Annotated in this window: 16 protein-coding genes; 7 read left to right on the top strand and 9 right to left on the bottom strand. The window is 56.8% G+C overall.

The window, feature by feature from the left end; genetic code table 11:
• Positions 1-521 precede the first annotated feature (521 nt).
• The 5 genes from ACTD9P_RS15725 to ACTD9P_RS15705 all read left to right on the top strand — a co-directional run bounded on the left by ACTD9P_RS15725 (position 522) and on the right by ACTD9P_RS15705 (position 3301).
• Positions 522-1154, top strand: a complete 633-nt coding sequence (locus ACTD9P_RS15725) for a hypothetical protein (protein WP_438868385.1) — start codon at positions 522-524, stop codon at positions 1152-1154.
• A gap of 137 nt (positions 1155-1291) precedes the next feature.
• Positions 1292-1723, top strand: coding sequence for a hypothetical protein (locus ACTD9P_RS15720; protein ID WP_438868384.1), 432 nt, complete (start codon positions 1292-1294; stop codon positions 1721-1723).
• Positions 1724-1844: 121 nt separating this feature from the next.
• Positions 1845-2267: a UCP019853 family protein gene (locus ACTD9P_RS15715; RefSeq protein WP_438868383.1), complete on the top strand. Its 423-nt coding sequence runs from the start codon at positions 1845-1847 to the stop codon at positions 2265-2267.
• A 111-nt stretch (positions 2268-2378) separates the two neighbouring features.
• Positions 2379-2711, top strand: coding sequence for a hypothetical protein (locus ACTD9P_RS15710; protein WP_438868382.1), 333 nt, complete (start codon positions 2379-2381; stop codon positions 2709-2711).
• Between the two features lie 206 nt (positions 2712-2917).
• Entirely contained in the window at positions 2918-3301 is a 384-nt protein-coding gene (locus ACTD9P_RS15705; RefSeq protein ID WP_438868381.1) for a hypothetical protein, read from the top strand.
• 55 nt (positions 3302-3356) lie between these two features.
• On the opposite strand, the gene ACTD9P_RS15700 is transcribed toward ACTD9P_RS15705, so the two are convergent.
• From ACTD9P_RS15700 to ACTD9P_RS15665, 8 genes are all read right to left on the bottom strand, one after another.
• Entirely contained in the window at positions 3357-4889 is a 1533-nt protein-coding gene (locus tag ACTD9P_RS15700) for a sodium:solute symporter family protein (RefSeq protein WP_438868380.1), read from the bottom strand.
• Positions 4889-5140 (bottom strand): hypothetical protein, encoded by a 252-nt coding sequence (locus ACTD9P_RS15695; RefSeq protein WP_438868379.1) that lies wholly within the window; start codon positions 5138-5140, stop codon positions 4889-4891. The genes ACTD9P_RS15700 and ACTD9P_RS15695 overlap by 1 nt, the downstream gene beginning before the upstream one ends.
• 133 nt (positions 5141-5273) lie before the next feature.
• On the bottom strand, positions 5274-6209 hold the full coding sequence (locus ACTD9P_RS15690) for a phosphotransferase (protein WP_438868378.1): 936 nt from the start codon (positions 6207-6209) through the stop codon (positions 5274-5276).
• Positions 6206-7162, bottom strand: coding sequence for a phosphotransferase family protein (locus tag ACTD9P_RS15685; protein ID WP_438868377.1), 957 nt, complete (start codon positions 7160-7162; stop codon positions 6206-6208). The genes ACTD9P_RS15690 and ACTD9P_RS15685 overlap by 4 nt, the downstream gene beginning before the upstream one ends.
• Positions 7163-7170: 8 nt before the next feature.
• A complete protein-coding gene (locus ACTD9P_RS15680; protein ID WP_438868376.1) occupies positions 7171-8451 on the bottom strand; it encodes a Zn-dependent hydrolase in 1281 nt (426 codons plus the stop codon).
• Positions 8429-9187 carry a DeoR/GlpR family DNA-binding transcription regulator gene (locus ACTD9P_RS15675; protein WP_438868375.1) on the bottom strand — a complete coding sequence of 253 codons (759 nt, stop codon included), beginning with the start codon at positions 9185-9187 and terminating at the stop codon, positions 8429-8431. Before ACTD9P_RS15675 ends, ACTD9P_RS15680 begins: the two co-directional genes overlap by 23 nt.
• 221 nt (positions 9188-9408) lie before the next feature.
• Entirely contained in the window at positions 9409-10809 is a 1401-nt protein-coding gene (locus tag ACTD9P_RS15670; protein WP_438868415.1) for an amidase, read from the bottom strand.
• 131 nt (positions 10810-10940) lie between these two features.
• On the bottom strand, positions 10941-11378 hold the full coding sequence (locus ACTD9P_RS15665; RefSeq protein ID WP_285680768.1) for a DUF3995 domain-containing protein: 438 nt from the start codon (positions 11376-11378) through the stop codon (positions 10941-10943).
• Positions 11379-11470: 92 nt separating this feature from the next.
• On the opposite strand from ACTD9P_RS15665, the gene ACTD9P_RS15660 reads away from it, so the two are divergent.
• The gene (locus tag ACTD9P_RS15660; protein ID WP_438868374.1) at positions 11471-11860 is read left to right on the top strand and encodes a DUF2946 domain-containing protein; all 390 of its coding nucleotides are present in this window, start codon (positions 11471-11473) and stop codon (positions 11858-11860) included.
• A gap of 95 nt (positions 11861-11955) precedes the next feature.
• A complete protein-coding gene (locus tag ACTD9P_RS15655; RefSeq protein ID WP_438868372.1) occupies positions 11956-14082 on the top strand; it encodes a TonB-dependent receptor in 2127 nt (708 codons plus the stop codon).
• Between the two features lie 413 nt (positions 14083-14495).
• On the opposite strand, the gene ACTD9P_RS15650 is transcribed toward ACTD9P_RS15655, so the two are convergent.
• Positions 14496-14691 (bottom strand): hypothetical protein (locus ACTD9P_RS15650; protein ID WP_438868371.1); only part of this gene is annotated, 196 nt, incomplete at its 5' end.

Raw genomic sequence — 14691 nt, 5'->3', positions numbered from 1 at the left:
ACATCTTACAACAACATCTAGACTGGATAGCATTTATATCATTTAAAGGAGACATTTATTTTTTCAACATATAACTTTACTCACGCAAACTTTAGAATCAAGACCAAAGCAGTAGGACTCGAATACCCGCATCACCCCACTACAAAAAAAAACATTTAAATCATAGAAAATTTGACATTCGATTATTAAAATAATTTAAAATCTACAAATCTTCTTGGGCACGGAACCGAAAAACGAAACATCAAATTATAGTTCAAACGAGCATTTAAAAATGCAGAGCCAGACTAATAAAAATCAGACTCCGACTTGAATTTGATGCAACGCTATCAAAACACAAAAACGGGACTAAACCCAAACAAACCAATTACACGACTTATAGCCGTGCATAATGAAACTAAAAACATCTTGACCTAGCGAATACAAAATCGCTGAATCCTATGATATAAATATAAACATTAGACTAATACAAAACAAGAAAATAACACCCCACATTATAGAGCTAACCGCATGTGAGAAATTTAATGCTAGAGCAAAATATAAAAATAACTCTTACTGGAGAGGATGCACTCGACGCCCTAAAAGAGATCGAATTCATATTGATCTCTCTGCATAGAATGGGTAGCTTTTATGCCGAAAACCCTGCAGCCCTAGACGACTACCGAAGAGAAACTACGGAATTCATTGACAACTTCAATATCACCCAACGCCTCGCAAAAGTTCGTACAAAAATTGCTCAACACTTTGACGACACGCTCGGCGACGACGACATGGACGATGTGGAAAGATATCTTTCCGATTTAAAATTTTGGCAGCCCACACGGTCTCAAAAGTCCGATTTCGATCCGGAAAAAATCTCGATTACGGGAGGGACGATTGAGCAAGTTACTTGCAAGCGTGGTGAGTTACTCATGGTATTCACCGACCGGCAAGACCGCTCTCTTCTTATCACCTTCCATAATCCAACCACCTTTCAAGGCGTAAGCGCAGTCGGCGCTGAGGTAAGCGGGATACATGAAGAGAAAAAATCAATTTCAGCACAAAAATCAGCGCAACATGGGGACGAAATCAAAAAAAACTATAGTTTTAAATCAAGCAACAGTCATCAAATTATCTTTTCCGTAACTGCAAAAAACTACAGCATTGAGCAGATATGACATCTCCAACTACAAAAATAGGGATCACAAAAAACGTGACTCCGAAGCACAAAAGATGAAAACCCAAACCCTGGAAAATTTGATCACCGAATATTTAACACAGGTAAAACAAGTCACAGTAAAAGGTTTGCAAAAAAATGAGCTATTTTGACGAAGAACTAATTACAGACCTAAAAAAGCTCAATATCGATTTCAGTGTCATCTCTCAGGCAGAACAAGACTCGATGGTCAGTAGAATTAATGAGCGCATTCCTTTTAGCGGGAATCAAATCGACTGGAGTCGTTTGGAGAGCTTCGGTTCCGCATCTTCAATCTTGGCGATTTCGCTCATTGCGGCGGAAATCTGCAAAATTTCTGACAATGACTTGGTTATCATCAGTGATTCCGCCTGTGACAACGCCTATTCAATAAGTCCAGAGCACTTAAATCAAGTACTAAAAATTCTCTCCGACCTCCCACAACACACCTATATTGTATCGGAGGATTTCACATGGATAGCCTGCATCTCATTTGAGGGGCGCTTGGATTTTTGCAAATTTTTCTCAGAGCCAAAACTAAACAAACCCTAGTAAATTCAAATTACAAAGACAAATTGTCGCATCAGAAACGTTACCCCTATCGACCAAATGAAACTTCCGAGTCCATCTAACACGGCTCATAACGGACTTTGTTCCACTGGCACTCCACTCCATGACACGGCCATCTCAAGCGATGAAAGAACAATCAGATCCCATAGCGAACAACGTAAAAAATGCACTGGTCGTAGCAATCAACGAACTGGTGGAAGAAGAGGTTACCCTGCTCATTGAAAATACTGTAGTAACTTGCTTCGCCAGCCACTGCCCCTACGAAATCGTAGTAGGGAAAACTTATTGCGTTGAATTAAATTTAAATCTATCTGAAAGCTATGAAGCTCATAAAACCTCCACGACTCACGCTTTAGCCAAGCGAACGGGCAGCGGATTTCCTTACGCGCTTTACGGAATGCTGAGCGACGATACTTTTCAGACATTTACTTCGCTGAACGATGAGGGGATCCATTACGACCATCCCGACTTGAACGATTCTTTTATTAAAATAATTGTTGACCGAATTGATGTGGCCTTTTATTAAAAATCCAACTACCAAAACTACCCATCTAGGCCTCTGACGATTGACAACCTAAATCCTAACCAACGCGCCCTAAAAAACCGGGGCCACTCACTTTAACAAGAGCATAGAAAAATGAAACTTATCTGCACCCCTTTGACGAAAGAAGCGATGATTCTATTAGACACTGACGAATGCCCAATCTCGTTATTGGCGAATTGCCCCCTGACCCATACAGAATATCAGCAGTTAATGGGATCAGGCGTTATCGACAAAATCAACAATTCGCTTGGAAAGATGATCGACGATTATGAAGACGAGAGCATCAACACCAATGAAGACCTCAAAAAATCACTACACATACTAGAAAATCATTCAATACCCGAAAACCAAGAACTGACAAGAAAAATAATCAAACTCAATAAACTGGCAATTGACAACAACACCGGACTGTATTTCTTCTTTTAAACCATCAAATGTATTGGCACAGGTAGTAACACAACCAAGCTGCAAACAGCGCTAGCAACAGTTTTATTTTTTAAGACGAACCCATTTTTATCTTAACTGCAAACGACTACAGTGCTAAACAGAAAGGGTTGATGCCGAATGCAAGAAAATCGAATCATTACCAAAACACTCACACGAAAACCGGCAATCTCCCACTCGGAAAAAACATGAAAATTGTAGTGATCGATACATTTTCCTATCTGAACGTATTGCACGTAAAATTCCATTCACCCTTCGGAGATGGCACTGCACTATGGAGCGATACTGCGCCAAAAATCGGTGAAATTATCGACGTTGAGTTTGATTTTGAGGAGGTTTTCTCATGGAATATAAACATGAAGTCAACCGCTGAAAAATCTTCAAAAATCAAAATGGAGGACAGCCTCATCCAAATAACCGCCGAGCTGGTCCAAGCTGACGAAGACGGATGTGCAGCATTAAAACTCGGCGATTCAATAATCCTAATTGAGTTGGATGGTCCCATACCTCAGAAATCAGGATTTGTTGAACTCAGCGCTACCGCAATTCAACTTTACCCAACACATATTTAGTCCACCTAAGTCACACGCTCAAACCGGGGCCACACACCGCAGCCCCGATCCATTTTCAACTCATAACCGGCGCAGCCCCCACCTGCACTCCACGCCCACTCGCCGCCATCTCAAACAACCCCTCCACCCGCGCTTTCTCCACCGCGCTCGGCTTGATCACCAGTGCACACACCACAAAAATCGCAGCATTCACCACCAGTCCCACAATCCCGCTGGTCAACGACCCCAGCGCCGGAATGTCATCCGGGTATAGCGTGGTCAGCACAATCGCCACCACGATCCCCGCCAACATGCCGCCGATCGCGCCTTGTTTGTTGCCACGGCGGCTGAAGATGCCGAAGAACAGTGGTACGGCCAGTTGAATGATGCCTTGGTAGGAGATCTGCGCCAGTAATTGCAGGCGCGAGTAATCAAAGGTCAGGTAAGCCAGCACCGAGGCGGCGACGATAAACACCACCATGCCGGCCTTGGCCAGCAGGGTCAGTTGGCGGTCGGTGCGTGGGGTGTTCCAGGTGGCCAGGTCGTTGGCGAACTGGGTGCCGCAGACTTGTACGCAGCCGTCGACGTGGCCGATGCTGGCGGCCAGTACGATGACGATGGCCAGCGCCAGCAGCCAGGGCCCGCCAATGTCGAACAGCGAGAGGAACCAGCCTTGTTGCGGGTGGGCCAGCACGTTGGGGTCCTGGCTGATGGCGGCTGCAAACAGCATGAGGATGCCGTAGAAGCCGCCCACCAGCAGCATGGTGTACAGCGTGCCTTTTTTCACCGAGCGCACGCCGCTGGCGGTGTAGATGCGCTGGAAGCTCATCGGCCAGCACATCGAGCCGATCACGCCGGTGAAGATCAGGCTGAACATGTACATCGGGCCATAACCGGTGCCGGTGGCGCCGGGAATTTGCAGCATTTTCTCCGGCAATTGCGCGAGGTTGGAAAACGCGGCCTGATCGCCGAACAACAGGAACACGCACACGCCGGCGCACACCACGTAGGCGATCAGGCCCTGGAACATGTCGGTCATGATCAACCCGCGCATGCCCATGCTCACGGTCCAGTATTGGCGGATCAGTACCACCGCCACGCCCGCGAACAGGCAGGTGGTGACGCCCCAACGGCCAAAGCTGGCGAACTGGAACAGCATCGCCAGGGCCTGGATGCCCATCACCACCCACGGAAACACCGAGATGATGCCGATGATCGAGGCCACCCGTTTGACCACCGGGCTGTCGAAGCGCATCCCCAGCAGGTCCGGCTGGGTGCGCAGGTTGAAGCGTTTGCCCCAGGTCCAGGCGCGGCTGGCCATCATGTACATGGCGGTCACGCCCAGGGTCGCATAGACCATGCCGTAGAAACCCAGGGCGCCGCCGACGCTCAGGGCAAAAAACGCGGTAAAGGTCGAACCCGGCCACCAGGAGTTGGTGTAGCACATGGCGATATACCACGGCCCGTAAGAGCGCCCGCCAACGGCGTAGTCGGAGAAACTGGTGCTTTCGCGGTTGGTGGCATAGAGCACGGCGATCATCCCGGCCAGGAACAGGCCGATCACACCGAAGGTAATAAACAAGTGGGCATCGCTGCTGGTGCTGATCATCACACGCCCTCCTCGTCAGGAATCTCGCCGGCCTTGAGTTCGGCCAGATACAAGGCCCACACCCCAAGGGCGGCCAGTACGGCAATGGCGATCCAATAGAAGATCGGCAGCGGGATGCCCACCACCAAGGCGCGGCTGCCACTCATGCTCAAGTAAAACGGCGGGAATAACGCCAGCATCAATAACAGGAAAAAGTAGCCGCCGAAGATCTGGTTTCTCAGGCGTGCGGGTGACGCGCTTGCGGGTTTCATGATGAAGGGTGCTCCTTGAATTTCTGGATCGGTTTGTTGTGTGATCAATCAAAAAATCAAGCAGTGAAACGTCAGCGCAAACCAGCGCCAAAAGAGCTGCAGGGTGACTCGTCGTTATTGTGCTGGCGCAGGCTCAGGCCTGTCTTAGCCAGCTTTCCCATTGCGAATCATTGATCACGCTACGCGCGCGCATGTGCTTCCAGGCACCGTATTTGTAGAAGTCGAAATCCAATTGCGACACCGCGTGCTGGACCATCGCCCAGGTCGACCATTTGATGTCGGCCAGGGCCTTGTGCAACTTGATCCGCGCCAGCCGTTGCGGGGTGACCTGGCCGAAATAGTCTTCGATCAGCGCCAGTTCCATCTCATCGGTAAAGAACATCTCGCCAAACCACAGCGCCAACTCGTAATGACGGTCGTTGTTGGAGGCGTATTCAAAGTCCACCAGGCGAATCTGGCGGCGGTCGTTGAGCATGAAATTGCCCGCCAGCGTGTCATTCATGCACGGCGCCAGGTCGATGCCCGATGCTTGCAACGCGCCACGCGCGCGGTCGCACTGACGACGCAACCAGGCATCATCGCTGGGCTTGCAACCCTGCAGTTCTTCGACCTGGCGCTGGTGCTCGGCAATCATGTCGAACACGGTTTTGGTCTGGCACAGCGGCGACTGGTCGTTGAACGCCTTCAGCGCGTGCAAGGCGTTATGGCGTACATCGCGGTCGAGAAAATCCTGATTAGAAGAGGCTCGCCAGCCTTCCATGAACTCGAACACTTCAACACCAAACTCTTCGAGGAAGGCAAACACCGGCGCGCCATAGCCGGTTTGCGCGGCTTTGACGCTGGCGTCATGGGCGGTGCGCCGGTCGATAAACATCTCGGTGCCGGCGCCGGGCACTTTGAAGAAGTAGGCGGTACTGAGCCCGCTGACCTCGACCCGCCAGTTGCTGTTGGAGATCCCGCCGCTGACCGGCTCGTAACGAATGCCCGAGCCGCCCCAATCGCGCACGCCGCGCACGGCGGCCTCCAGTTGGCATTCCTGAGGCGTACAGGCCTCACCCATTGCTTTCATGCCTGCCCCTCCTGTACCTGACGTAACCAACTTTCAAATCGCGGGTCTTGCAAGCTTTGCCGGCAGCGCAGCAAGGTCCACTGCCCGACCTTGGAAAACTCCAGGGGCCGCGTTGATGTCGCGCCGACCCACAGGCCCCACAGCGTCCAATACCAATCATTGATCAGCGCATAGAGTCGGCAGCGCGCGTAATCGCACTCGCGGCACTCGCCGGCCCAGGCCCTGATACCGTCACGCCACTGGCTTTCGAAGGCATACAACTCGTTGAGGCTGACAGCCACGTCGTACCACGGGTCAAAGCAGCCCGCGTAGTCGAAGTCGATCAATTGCAACGCGCCGCCGGGGCCGATCATCACATTGCTCGCCAGCCCGTCGCCGTGCACGGGCACCGAGGTGCCAGGGTTCAATTGCAGCTCGGTCCAGGCCAAGTCAATGCAGGTATCGATCCAACCATGATCAGCGGGCAAGCCCACGCCGTCACGGTTGCACAGCTCACGCAGGTGCTGGATATCCTGCAGCGGCGAGCGGTTGAAGCCCGGTGAGGTGCCGACGTGCAACTGCCGTTTCAAGGCCCACAACGCTTGCAGGCGCTGGGGCTGCAGCAACTCATCGAGGCGTGCCCAGCGCCATTCATGGGCCGGCAACGCATCCAGCAGCAGCACACCGGCGGCCACATCCACCAGGCGCACCGCGGGGGTTACGTCACAGTCGGCCGCCAGTTGCGTGGCGCGGCCCGTGCGCTCGATGTCGATCAGCGCACGCATATCGTCGTGCAGCACTTTGGCGTAGCACTGGCCCCAGGGCGCCGTGAGGTGAAAGCCGGTCCACTCGGTGGCCAGGCGTATCGGCGAGGCGATGCCGGCAGTGCCGTCCGCGACCTCGACATGGGCGGACAGGCCGGCGGATTCAAGGGCGCCCATCAGGCGCGACAGTGCATCAGTACGGTTGGACATGGCGTCCCTCACCGGTAAGCATTGGGGCAAGTACACGCACAATGCAACAGCGCGGTCAGCATCTGCAGGCCGGTGCGCATATCACGGTCATGGGTGAATTCCGCCTCGTTATGGGACACGCCGTTGCTGCTCGGAATGAACAACAGGCACGCCGGATAATGGCGGCCCAGGCTGATGGCGTCGTGGCCGGAGACCGTGACACTGTTGCCGACTGCCAACCCCAACTGCCGACCAACGCTGTAGGCCAATTCGGCAAAACCATGATGCAACGCTATCGGTGCGCGCAAGGCCCGGCTTTCGACTTCGTAAGTGGTTGCGGTCGAGGCGGCGACGGCCTTGAGGCTGGCGTCCAGCCGATAACCGGCAACCGCCAGCAATGCCGTGTCGGGCGAGCGGTATTCCACATGCAAGGTGACGCGCGAGGGCACCACGTTCGGCGAGTTGGGGTAAATTTCCAGGCGCCCTACCGAGCTGTGGAACTGCAGCCCGTGCACGTCCGCTTCGGCGCGCACAGTAGTAATCGCATGGGCCGCCGCGAGCAAGGCATCCTTGCGGGCGGCCATCGGGGTTGGGCCGGTGTGGTTCTGTTCGCCGTCGAAACGGATACGCTGCTTGAGCGCCGCCCAGGTTTCTCGCACTACGCCAATGTCCAGGCCCTGGCTTTCGAGGCCATCGCTTTGTTCAACGTGGATTTCCACGTAACCGGCCACATTCAGTTCAACCGGGCCGTCGCCAAGATAGCCGATCGCTTGCAGCGCATCCTTGAGGCGAATGCCGTCGCCGTCGCGGCATTCCCAAGCCTCTTGCAGGGCCAGGTCGCCGGTAAACACACTGCTGCCGATGAGGCTGGGTTGAAAGCGCGCGCCTTCTTCGTTGGTCCAGTTGACCACCGCCAGGTTGCACGCCGGGGTTTCGCCGCGTTCGTGCAGTTGGCGCGCCAGGCTGGCGATGGCGACTGCGCCGGCCAGCACGCCATAGATACCGTCGAAACGCCCTGCGCTGGGCTGGCTATCCAAGTGTGAGCCGCACAGCACATAAGGGGCGTCCGGGTTGAAGGTGATCAGCCCGAACAGATTGCCAATGGCGTCGACCCGCACCTCAAAACCACGTTCGCGCAGCCAACCGCTAAACAGGTCACGTACCGCGCCGTCTTCGGCTGACGCGGCCAGGCGGTGCAAGCCACCAGCTGGCGTTGCGCCGATGGCTGAGCTGTCGCGAAACAGCGTCTCGAACGCCTCGATGTCCGCCTCACTGGGAGACAGCCACTCAGGGGTAAAGGATGTCGACATGGGCGTGCTCCAGGCAGGTCGCAAACTCCGCGGACGGAGGGCGATTGGTGACCAAAGTGGTAATGGCACTGAACGGCAATGTGTTGATGAACGTGCGATGGCCGAACTTGGCGTCGTCCGCGAGGATGACGCTGCGCAGGCAGTGCTGGGTCAGGGTGCGGCGCAGCAGCGCCTCGGGCTCCTGGTAGTCCATGAAGCCTAACTGCAGGTCCACCGCGCCGATGCCCATGAAGGCGATGTCGTAGTGAAACTGCCGGACGAATTCCAGGGTGTGGGCGCCGATCAGCGCATTGTCATTGCGGCGCACATCGCCGGGCACCACCAGCACCTGGTTACTGCTTTGCTGGGTGATCAACTGGGCGATGTCCAGCGAGTTGGTGATGATGCGCAGCTGGCTGAAACCGATCAATTGCTGGGCCAGGGCCAGGGTCGAGGTGCCGGTGTCGAGAAACAGCACCATGCCTTCGCTGACCAATTTGGCCGCGCAGGCGGCCATGCGGGTCTTGGCCTGGGCCTTGATGCGGGTGCGCACTTGCAGCGGCTGTTCCTCGTTGAGCCTGGGCAAGATCGCGCCGCCATGGATGCGGCGCAACTTGCCGGCTTCCTCCAGGTATTTGAAGTCACGGCGAATGGTTTCTTCGCTGACAAACAGCGCTTGCGCCAAGTCCGACGCTTTGACGCGCTGATATTGGGTGAGCATGAGCATGATTTCGTCGAGACGCGGTTGGTTAAGCATAAAAGGTGCATTCCAAGGCAAATTCGAGCCATCAGTATCGCGCGCTTTGCGCCCACCACGGTACGCGGCATGCACCGGTCCGGCAGGGTGAAAAGGACGATTGACGGCGGTTGATCGGGTCACGGGTACCTCTCACTCTTCAAGGTGTGAAAGGGCAGAAACACTACAAAAGGATCTGTCCAGGGCAGGCTTCTAACGAGCCGGCTCCACGGGTAATCAGGTCAGGACAACAAAGGAGGCAGGTGCTGGTCCCAAGGCGCAATGGCTTCCACTGCGGCGCAGAACTGCAACACCTGGGCATCGGCAAAGCGCGGGCCAACCACTTGCAACCCAATTGGCAAGCCGCTCGGGCTGAAGCCGCACGGCAGGCTGGCGGCGGGGTTGCCGGTGATGTTGAACGGGTAGGTAAAAGGCGTCCAACGCGCCCAGGGCACCGCGCCATCTGCGCCCGGCCAGCCGTCGGGCGCGACCTGGTCGGCGGCGAACGGCAGAGTTGGCAATGTCGGCAGTAGCAACACGTCGTAGTCGGCAAACAGCGCATGCACCTGGTTGGCGAAGTGCGCACGCTGTTGCACGGCCTTGAGGTAGTCAGCAAGGTCGTAGTTGCCCGCGCGCTGGATCAGCGCGGCAAAGCCTGGGTCCAGTTGATCGAGGCGATCGGCCAGGGCTTTGCCGTAGGCAATGCCGCGCCCGCCGACCCACAAGGTTTCGAACGTGGCGAGCGGGTCTTGCCAGTCCACTTCCAGGGTGGTCACGGTGACCGGCAAACGTTCCGCCAGGTTGTACACGGCGGCCTCCACGGTAGCGGCGATGACCGGGTCGACCGGGGTGTTGAACAATGTCGGGCAATACGCCACCCGCAGCGGCCCCAGTGGCTGGTCGCAGCGAGCCAGGCAAGATTCGGTCAAGGCAGGAAGGGCCTGATGGTCCAGCGGGTCAGGCCCGGAAAGCAGGTCGAAGAGCAAGGCGCTGTCGCGCACCGTGCGTGTGATTGGCCCCGCATGGCTGAGCATTTCGGTGGCCGACCACGGCCAGGTCGGAATGCGGCCCAGGGAGCCTTTCATCGCAAACGCCCCGCAGAACGCGGCCGGAATCCGCACCGACCCACCGCCATCGGAGCCCAGCGTGCCCGGCACCATACGTGCGGCCACGGCAATCGCCGAGCCGGAGCTGGAGCCGCCGCTGGTGAGGTGGGGGTTCCAGGGATTGCGGCCGTTGCCAAACACGCGCGACGTACTGGCGCCGGTCCAGCCGAATTCGGTGGTGGCGGTTTTGCCGAGGATAATTGCGCCGGCGTCCTTGAGGCGGCGAATGATCGGCGCGTCCTGGGTGGGCATGTGTTCCAGGGCGGTCAACGAGCCTCGGGTGGTGCGCAGGCCGGCGGTGGAAAACAGGTCCTTGATACCAAACGGCACGCCGTGCAACGGGCCACGCAACTGCCCTGCCCTGGCTTCTTCGGTCAGCACTTGTGCTTGCGCCAATGCCGAGTCGGCGTACACGTCGCCAAACGCATTGAGTGTGGGATTGTGGGTTTCGATTGCTTGCAGGCTTTGCTCGACCAGGTGTACCGCAGACAGCGTGCCCACGCGAATGGCTTCGGCAGCGTCGATCACGGTGGGCATCAAGAGGTCTGTGTTCATTGAGTATCCTGGGCCGTCTGCACATGGGTCCGGTGGGTACGTCAATAAACGCCCGAGGCTGGGGGCGTGTCAAGTGGGTTTTGTTGGGTATGTGGTTTTTGTGTGTTTTGTTCTCAACTCCACGCGACGATCAATAACCCCGCGCCTAACACCAGGCACAAGGGTGAGTAGAAATAGGTATCCAAACGGGCAAATCGCGACCCGCTCACCTTCTTGAAAAAGCCGACCAATTCCGAATCGCCAATTGCCCTGGCGAACATCACCAAGGCAATCGCACTGATGCCCCATTGCAGTGCGCCGTGCGACACCGGCGAGAAGTACAACCCCGCCCGCAGGCACACCAGCAAGGCAATTGCGACCAACCCCATCGCCACCAGAAACGTGCCCAACGCCGACGGTTTGAACGCCGGCCGCGGCCCCTGGGCGAATTCGCCGGGCAGCTCGGGGATGGCGGCCAGGCTGCCGAGTTTGCCACCGGCGGCCCAGTACAGATGCACCATGCTGATGCAGGTAAAAATGGCGACGATCCAGCGTGCGACGAAAAAGCTCATGGCAGGCGCTCCCTCAAAGGTGCGAATGAGGATAGTCGTCCTGAGATTTTTTGTAGGCATTTCGTCGGCGGCTGATGGTAAAGTGCCGCCCCATGAAAATCGCCCGTGCCGACCGCTCACTCATTGCCTGGATGCTGTATTGCTGCGTCCTGTTCAATGTGTTCGCGTGCAGTATTGGTCATGGGCAGATGCTGGGCATGCAGCTCAACGGCATCGGCGGCCAGTTTTGTACGGTCGACCCGCGCACCCAGGCGCCTGCGCAGAAGAACTCCACCGACGAGAACCTGCCGACGCTGTCCAAGGCATTTGGTTGCCCACTGTGCTCGACCGGCGGTATGGGCCCGGCACTCAGTTCCAGCTTCAATGTGGCGGTGCTGCCCCAACCGCACGCGCCACCGCCGGCGGTGGTGCTCGCCGCTGATATTCCTGCCCGCTTCACCTGGCCCACGGCCAACCCTCGCGCGCCTCCCGCTTTCGCCTGATCCCTGCGCTTTCTGATCTGCATCGGCCAACGTTCCCAACCGGGAATACGTGCGGCTGTGCGTTGTTTTCAAGCCAAGATTTTCAGGATTCAACCATGAAACATTTACCCTTGTTGGCGAGCCTGTTCGGCTGCCTGCCCGTCTGTGCCTGGGCGCTCGAGTTGGCCCCCACCACCATTGATGGTGAACAAACCAGCGAACCGGGCCTGGCCCTGGACCAATCCAGCGGCACGGCCTCACGCCTGGGTTTAAGCCTGCGTGAAACCCCGGCGTCGGTGGCCATTGCCAACCGTAACGACATTGAGCGCCATGGCGCCAAGACCTTCCGCGATGCGGCAAACACCTTGCCCGGCGTCAACGCCAGTGCGCCGCCGGGGTTTGGCGGGTTTGTGTCCTATCGTGGTTTTACCAGCAGCCAGATCACCCAGATGTTCAACGGCATCAACGTCGCCACCGGCCTGGCGCGGCCGGTGGATGCGTGGATCTATGACCGGGTTGAGCTGGTCGGCGGCCCCTCTTCCCTGATCAACGGCGCCGGCTCAGTAGGCGGCTCGCTCAACTACGTGACCAAGCTGGCCACCCGCGAGGAACAAGCCGCCGAAGGCCAGCTCACCTATGGCAGCTACGACACTGCCGGCATGGCCTTTGGCCTCAACCACGCCCTGACCGAACCCGGCGCCGAAGTGCAGCACTACGCGCGCCTGGATGTGAGCCGCAATACCAACCACAGCTACATCGACCGCGACCAGCGCGATGCCTGGAGCCTGGCGTTCTCCTTGCTCAGTGACCTCACCCCCAACCTGTCCCACACCCTGGCCCTGGAATACCAGGATGAGCATGAAGACAGCCCGTATTGGGGCACGCCGGTGCTCAACCCCAAGGCGGGCGAGCTGAAAATCGACAAGCACAACCGCTTTAACAACTACAACGTTGCCGATGGTCGTTACGAGCAACGCACGATCTGGATGCGCTCGATCATCGACTACCGGATCAACGACAGCACCACGCTGAAAAACACCCTCTATCACCTCGACAGCCAGCGCGACTACCGCAACCTGGAAACCTACCAGTACAACGCCGACAACAGCGCGGTGAACCGCTCGACCGCCTACCAGGTGCGCCATCAGGGCGAGCAGCACGGCAACCAGTTCGAGCTGCGCCATGACGACAGCGTGTTCGGCCTGTCGACCACCTGGTCCGGTGGTTTCGAATACAAGGTCAACAGCACCACCAACAACCCGTTGAATGTGCCGGGCAATAGTACGGTGGACCCGAACGCCTACAACCCCGGGCACTTCTATGACATTCCGGGCACCCGGCCTGGCTTTGTCAAAGACAAGACCAACGAGGTCACCACCAAAGCCTTGTTTGTGGAGAACCGTCTGGGCCTCACCGACAAACTCTCGCTCCTCACGGGCCTGCGTTACGATGCCATCGACCTGGACGTGACCAACCATCGCGTGATAACCGCTACCAACCCACGGCACTTCAAACGCAGCTGGGAACCGGTCACCGGCCGCGTGGGCCTGACGTATCAGTTCATCCCGTCTGCCAATGTGTATGTGCAATACAGCACCGCAGCCGAGCAGCCTTCCACCACCACTCAAGTGTTCGACGTGTCGACCGGCAAACAATGGGAAGTCGGCAGCAAGTTCGACTACCTCGACGGTCGCGGTTCGGCCACCGTCGCCGCCTACAGGATCGAGCGCAAGGACTTTGCCGTCACCGACCCGCTCGACCCGAACAACAGCATCCCGGTGGGAGCGCAGACCTCCAGGGGCATCGAGTTGGCCAGCTCGTTGCGCATCACGCCACGGCTGCTGGCCGAAGGCAACTTTGCCTGGGTGGACGCCGAATACGATGACTTCAATGAGAAAATCGCCAGCGGCGCGGTGGTCTCGCGCAAAGGCAATACGCCCACCAACGTGCCCAAGCGTGTGGGCAACCTGTGGCTGACGTACGACTTTGCCGAGGACTGGCAAGGCGGTGTGGACGCGCGGTATGTGGCCCAGGTGTATGCCGACAATGCCAACACCCAGACGGTGCCGGCCTATACGTTGTTTGGCACGTTCCTGCGTTACAACGTGGATTCACATACCTCGGTGACTGGGCGGGTCCGCAACCTGACCAATGAGGTGTATGCCGAGTTTGCGCATGTGTCGCCGGCTTACTATTTGGGCTCGCCAAGGACGTTTGAGTTGGCCGTACAAACCAGGTTCTAAAGCTGGAATAAAGATCCAGATGTGGAAGCCGTGTTTGCCCGTGGTGGTCGTGGGTATCTACACAACGTTAACGTTGAGGCGGTCTTGGTGGGGCTTGGCGGTTGGGGTGCATATCCGTTATTTGGGTAACGGCTGCCTATGGTTCCGCTCTTACAGCGGGTCACTTTTGTAAAGACCGGAATGCCGGCCCAGACAAAAGTAACCAAAAAGTCTTCGCCCCAACACTCGGTGCCTCGCTATGGCTCGGCATGCCCGCAATCCGCCAGTGATTTGGGGGCGCCGCGATGGGCCATCCTTGGCCCAGCGCGGCTAAACCGGCATCCCTGCCGGTTTACCCCCCAAATCCCTGTCAGATTCCGGCCATCGTGTTTGACGGGGCGATTTCAGATCAAGATCACGATCACAAGCGCAGATCAAAAGACCGCTGACTTCGTCATCGAAAAGGATGTAAGGGCCAGAGCAACAGCAACAGCAACAGCAACAGCAACAGCAACAGCAACAGCAACAGCAACAGCAGAGCCATACTCGGTCAAAGGTGGGAGCGGGCTTGCTCGCGAATGCGGTGGGTCAGTGACAGATGAATTGACTGACCCACCGCTTTCGCGAGCA

The sequence above is a fragment of the Pseudomonas onubensis genome, assembly GCF_965653655.1.
Lineage (GTDB): Bacteria > Pseudomonadota > Gammaproteobacteria > Pseudomonadales > Pseudomonadaceae > Aquipseudomonas.
The sequence above is the reverse complement of the archived record's forward strand: the minus strand, read 5'-3'. Positions and strand labels throughout refer to the sequence as shown.

Excerpts from the sequence above, each read along its gene's own strand:
- ACTD9P_RS15685 (WP_438868377.1), bottom strand. The coding sequence starts at position 7,162 with ATGTCCAACCGTACTGATGCACTGTCGCGCCTGATGGGCGCCCTTGAA.
- ACTD9P_RS15720 (WP_438868384.1), top strand. The coding sequence starts at position 1,292 with ATGAGCTATTTTGACGAAGAACTAATTACAGACCTAAAAAAGCTCAAT.
- ACTD9P_RS15680 (WP_438868376.1), bottom strand. The coding sequence starts at position 8,451 with ATGTCGACATCCTTTACCCCTGAGTGGCTGTCTCCCAGTGAGGCGGAC.
- ACTD9P_RS15675 (WP_438868375.1), bottom strand. The coding sequence starts at position 9,187 with ATGCTTAACCAACCGCGTCTCGACGAAATCATGCTCATGCTCACCCAA.
- ACTD9P_RS15705 (WP_438868381.1), top strand. The coding sequence starts at position 2,918 with ATGAAAATTGTAGTGATCGATACATTTTCCTATCTGAACGTATTGCAC.
- ACTD9P_RS15700 (WP_438868380.1), bottom strand. The coding sequence starts at position 4,889 with ATGATCAGCACCAGCAGCGATGCCCACTTGTTTATTACCTTCGGTGTG.
- ACTD9P_RS15715 (WP_438868383.1), top strand. The coding sequence starts at position 1,845 with ATGACACGGCCATCTCAAGCGATGAAAGAACAATCAGATCCCATAGCG.
- ACTD9P_RS15670 (WP_438868415.1), bottom strand. The coding sequence starts at position 10,809 with ATGCCCACCGTGATCGACGCTGCCGAAGCCATTCGCGTGGGCACGCTG.
- ACTD9P_RS15665 (WP_285680768.1), bottom strand. The coding sequence starts at position 11,378 with ATGAGCTTTTTCGTCGCACGCTGGATCGTCGCCATTTTTACCTGCATC.
- ACTD9P_RS15690 (WP_438868378.1), bottom strand. The coding sequence starts at position 6,209 with ATGAAAGCAATGGGTGAGGCCTGTACGCCTCAGGAATGCCAACTGGAG.
- ACTD9P_RS15725 (WP_438868385.1), top strand. The coding sequence starts at position 522 with ATGCTAGAGCAAAATATAAAAATAACTCTTACTGGAGAGGATGCACTC.
- ACTD9P_RS15655 (WP_438868372.1), top strand. The coding sequence starts at position 11,956 with ATGAAACATTTACCCTTGTTGGCGAGCCTGTTCGGCTGCCTGCCCGTC.
- ACTD9P_RS15695 (WP_438868379.1), bottom strand. The coding sequence starts at position 5,140 with ATGAAACCCGCAAGCGCGTCACCCGCACGCCTGAGAAACCAGATCTTC.
- ACTD9P_RS15710 (WP_438868382.1), top strand. The coding sequence starts at position 2,379 with ATGAAACTTATCTGCACCCCTTTGACGAAAGAAGCGATGATTCTATTA.
- ACTD9P_RS15660 (WP_438868374.1), top strand. The coding sequence starts at position 11,471 with ATGAAAATCGCCCGTGCCGACCGCTCACTCATTGCCTGGATGCTGTAT.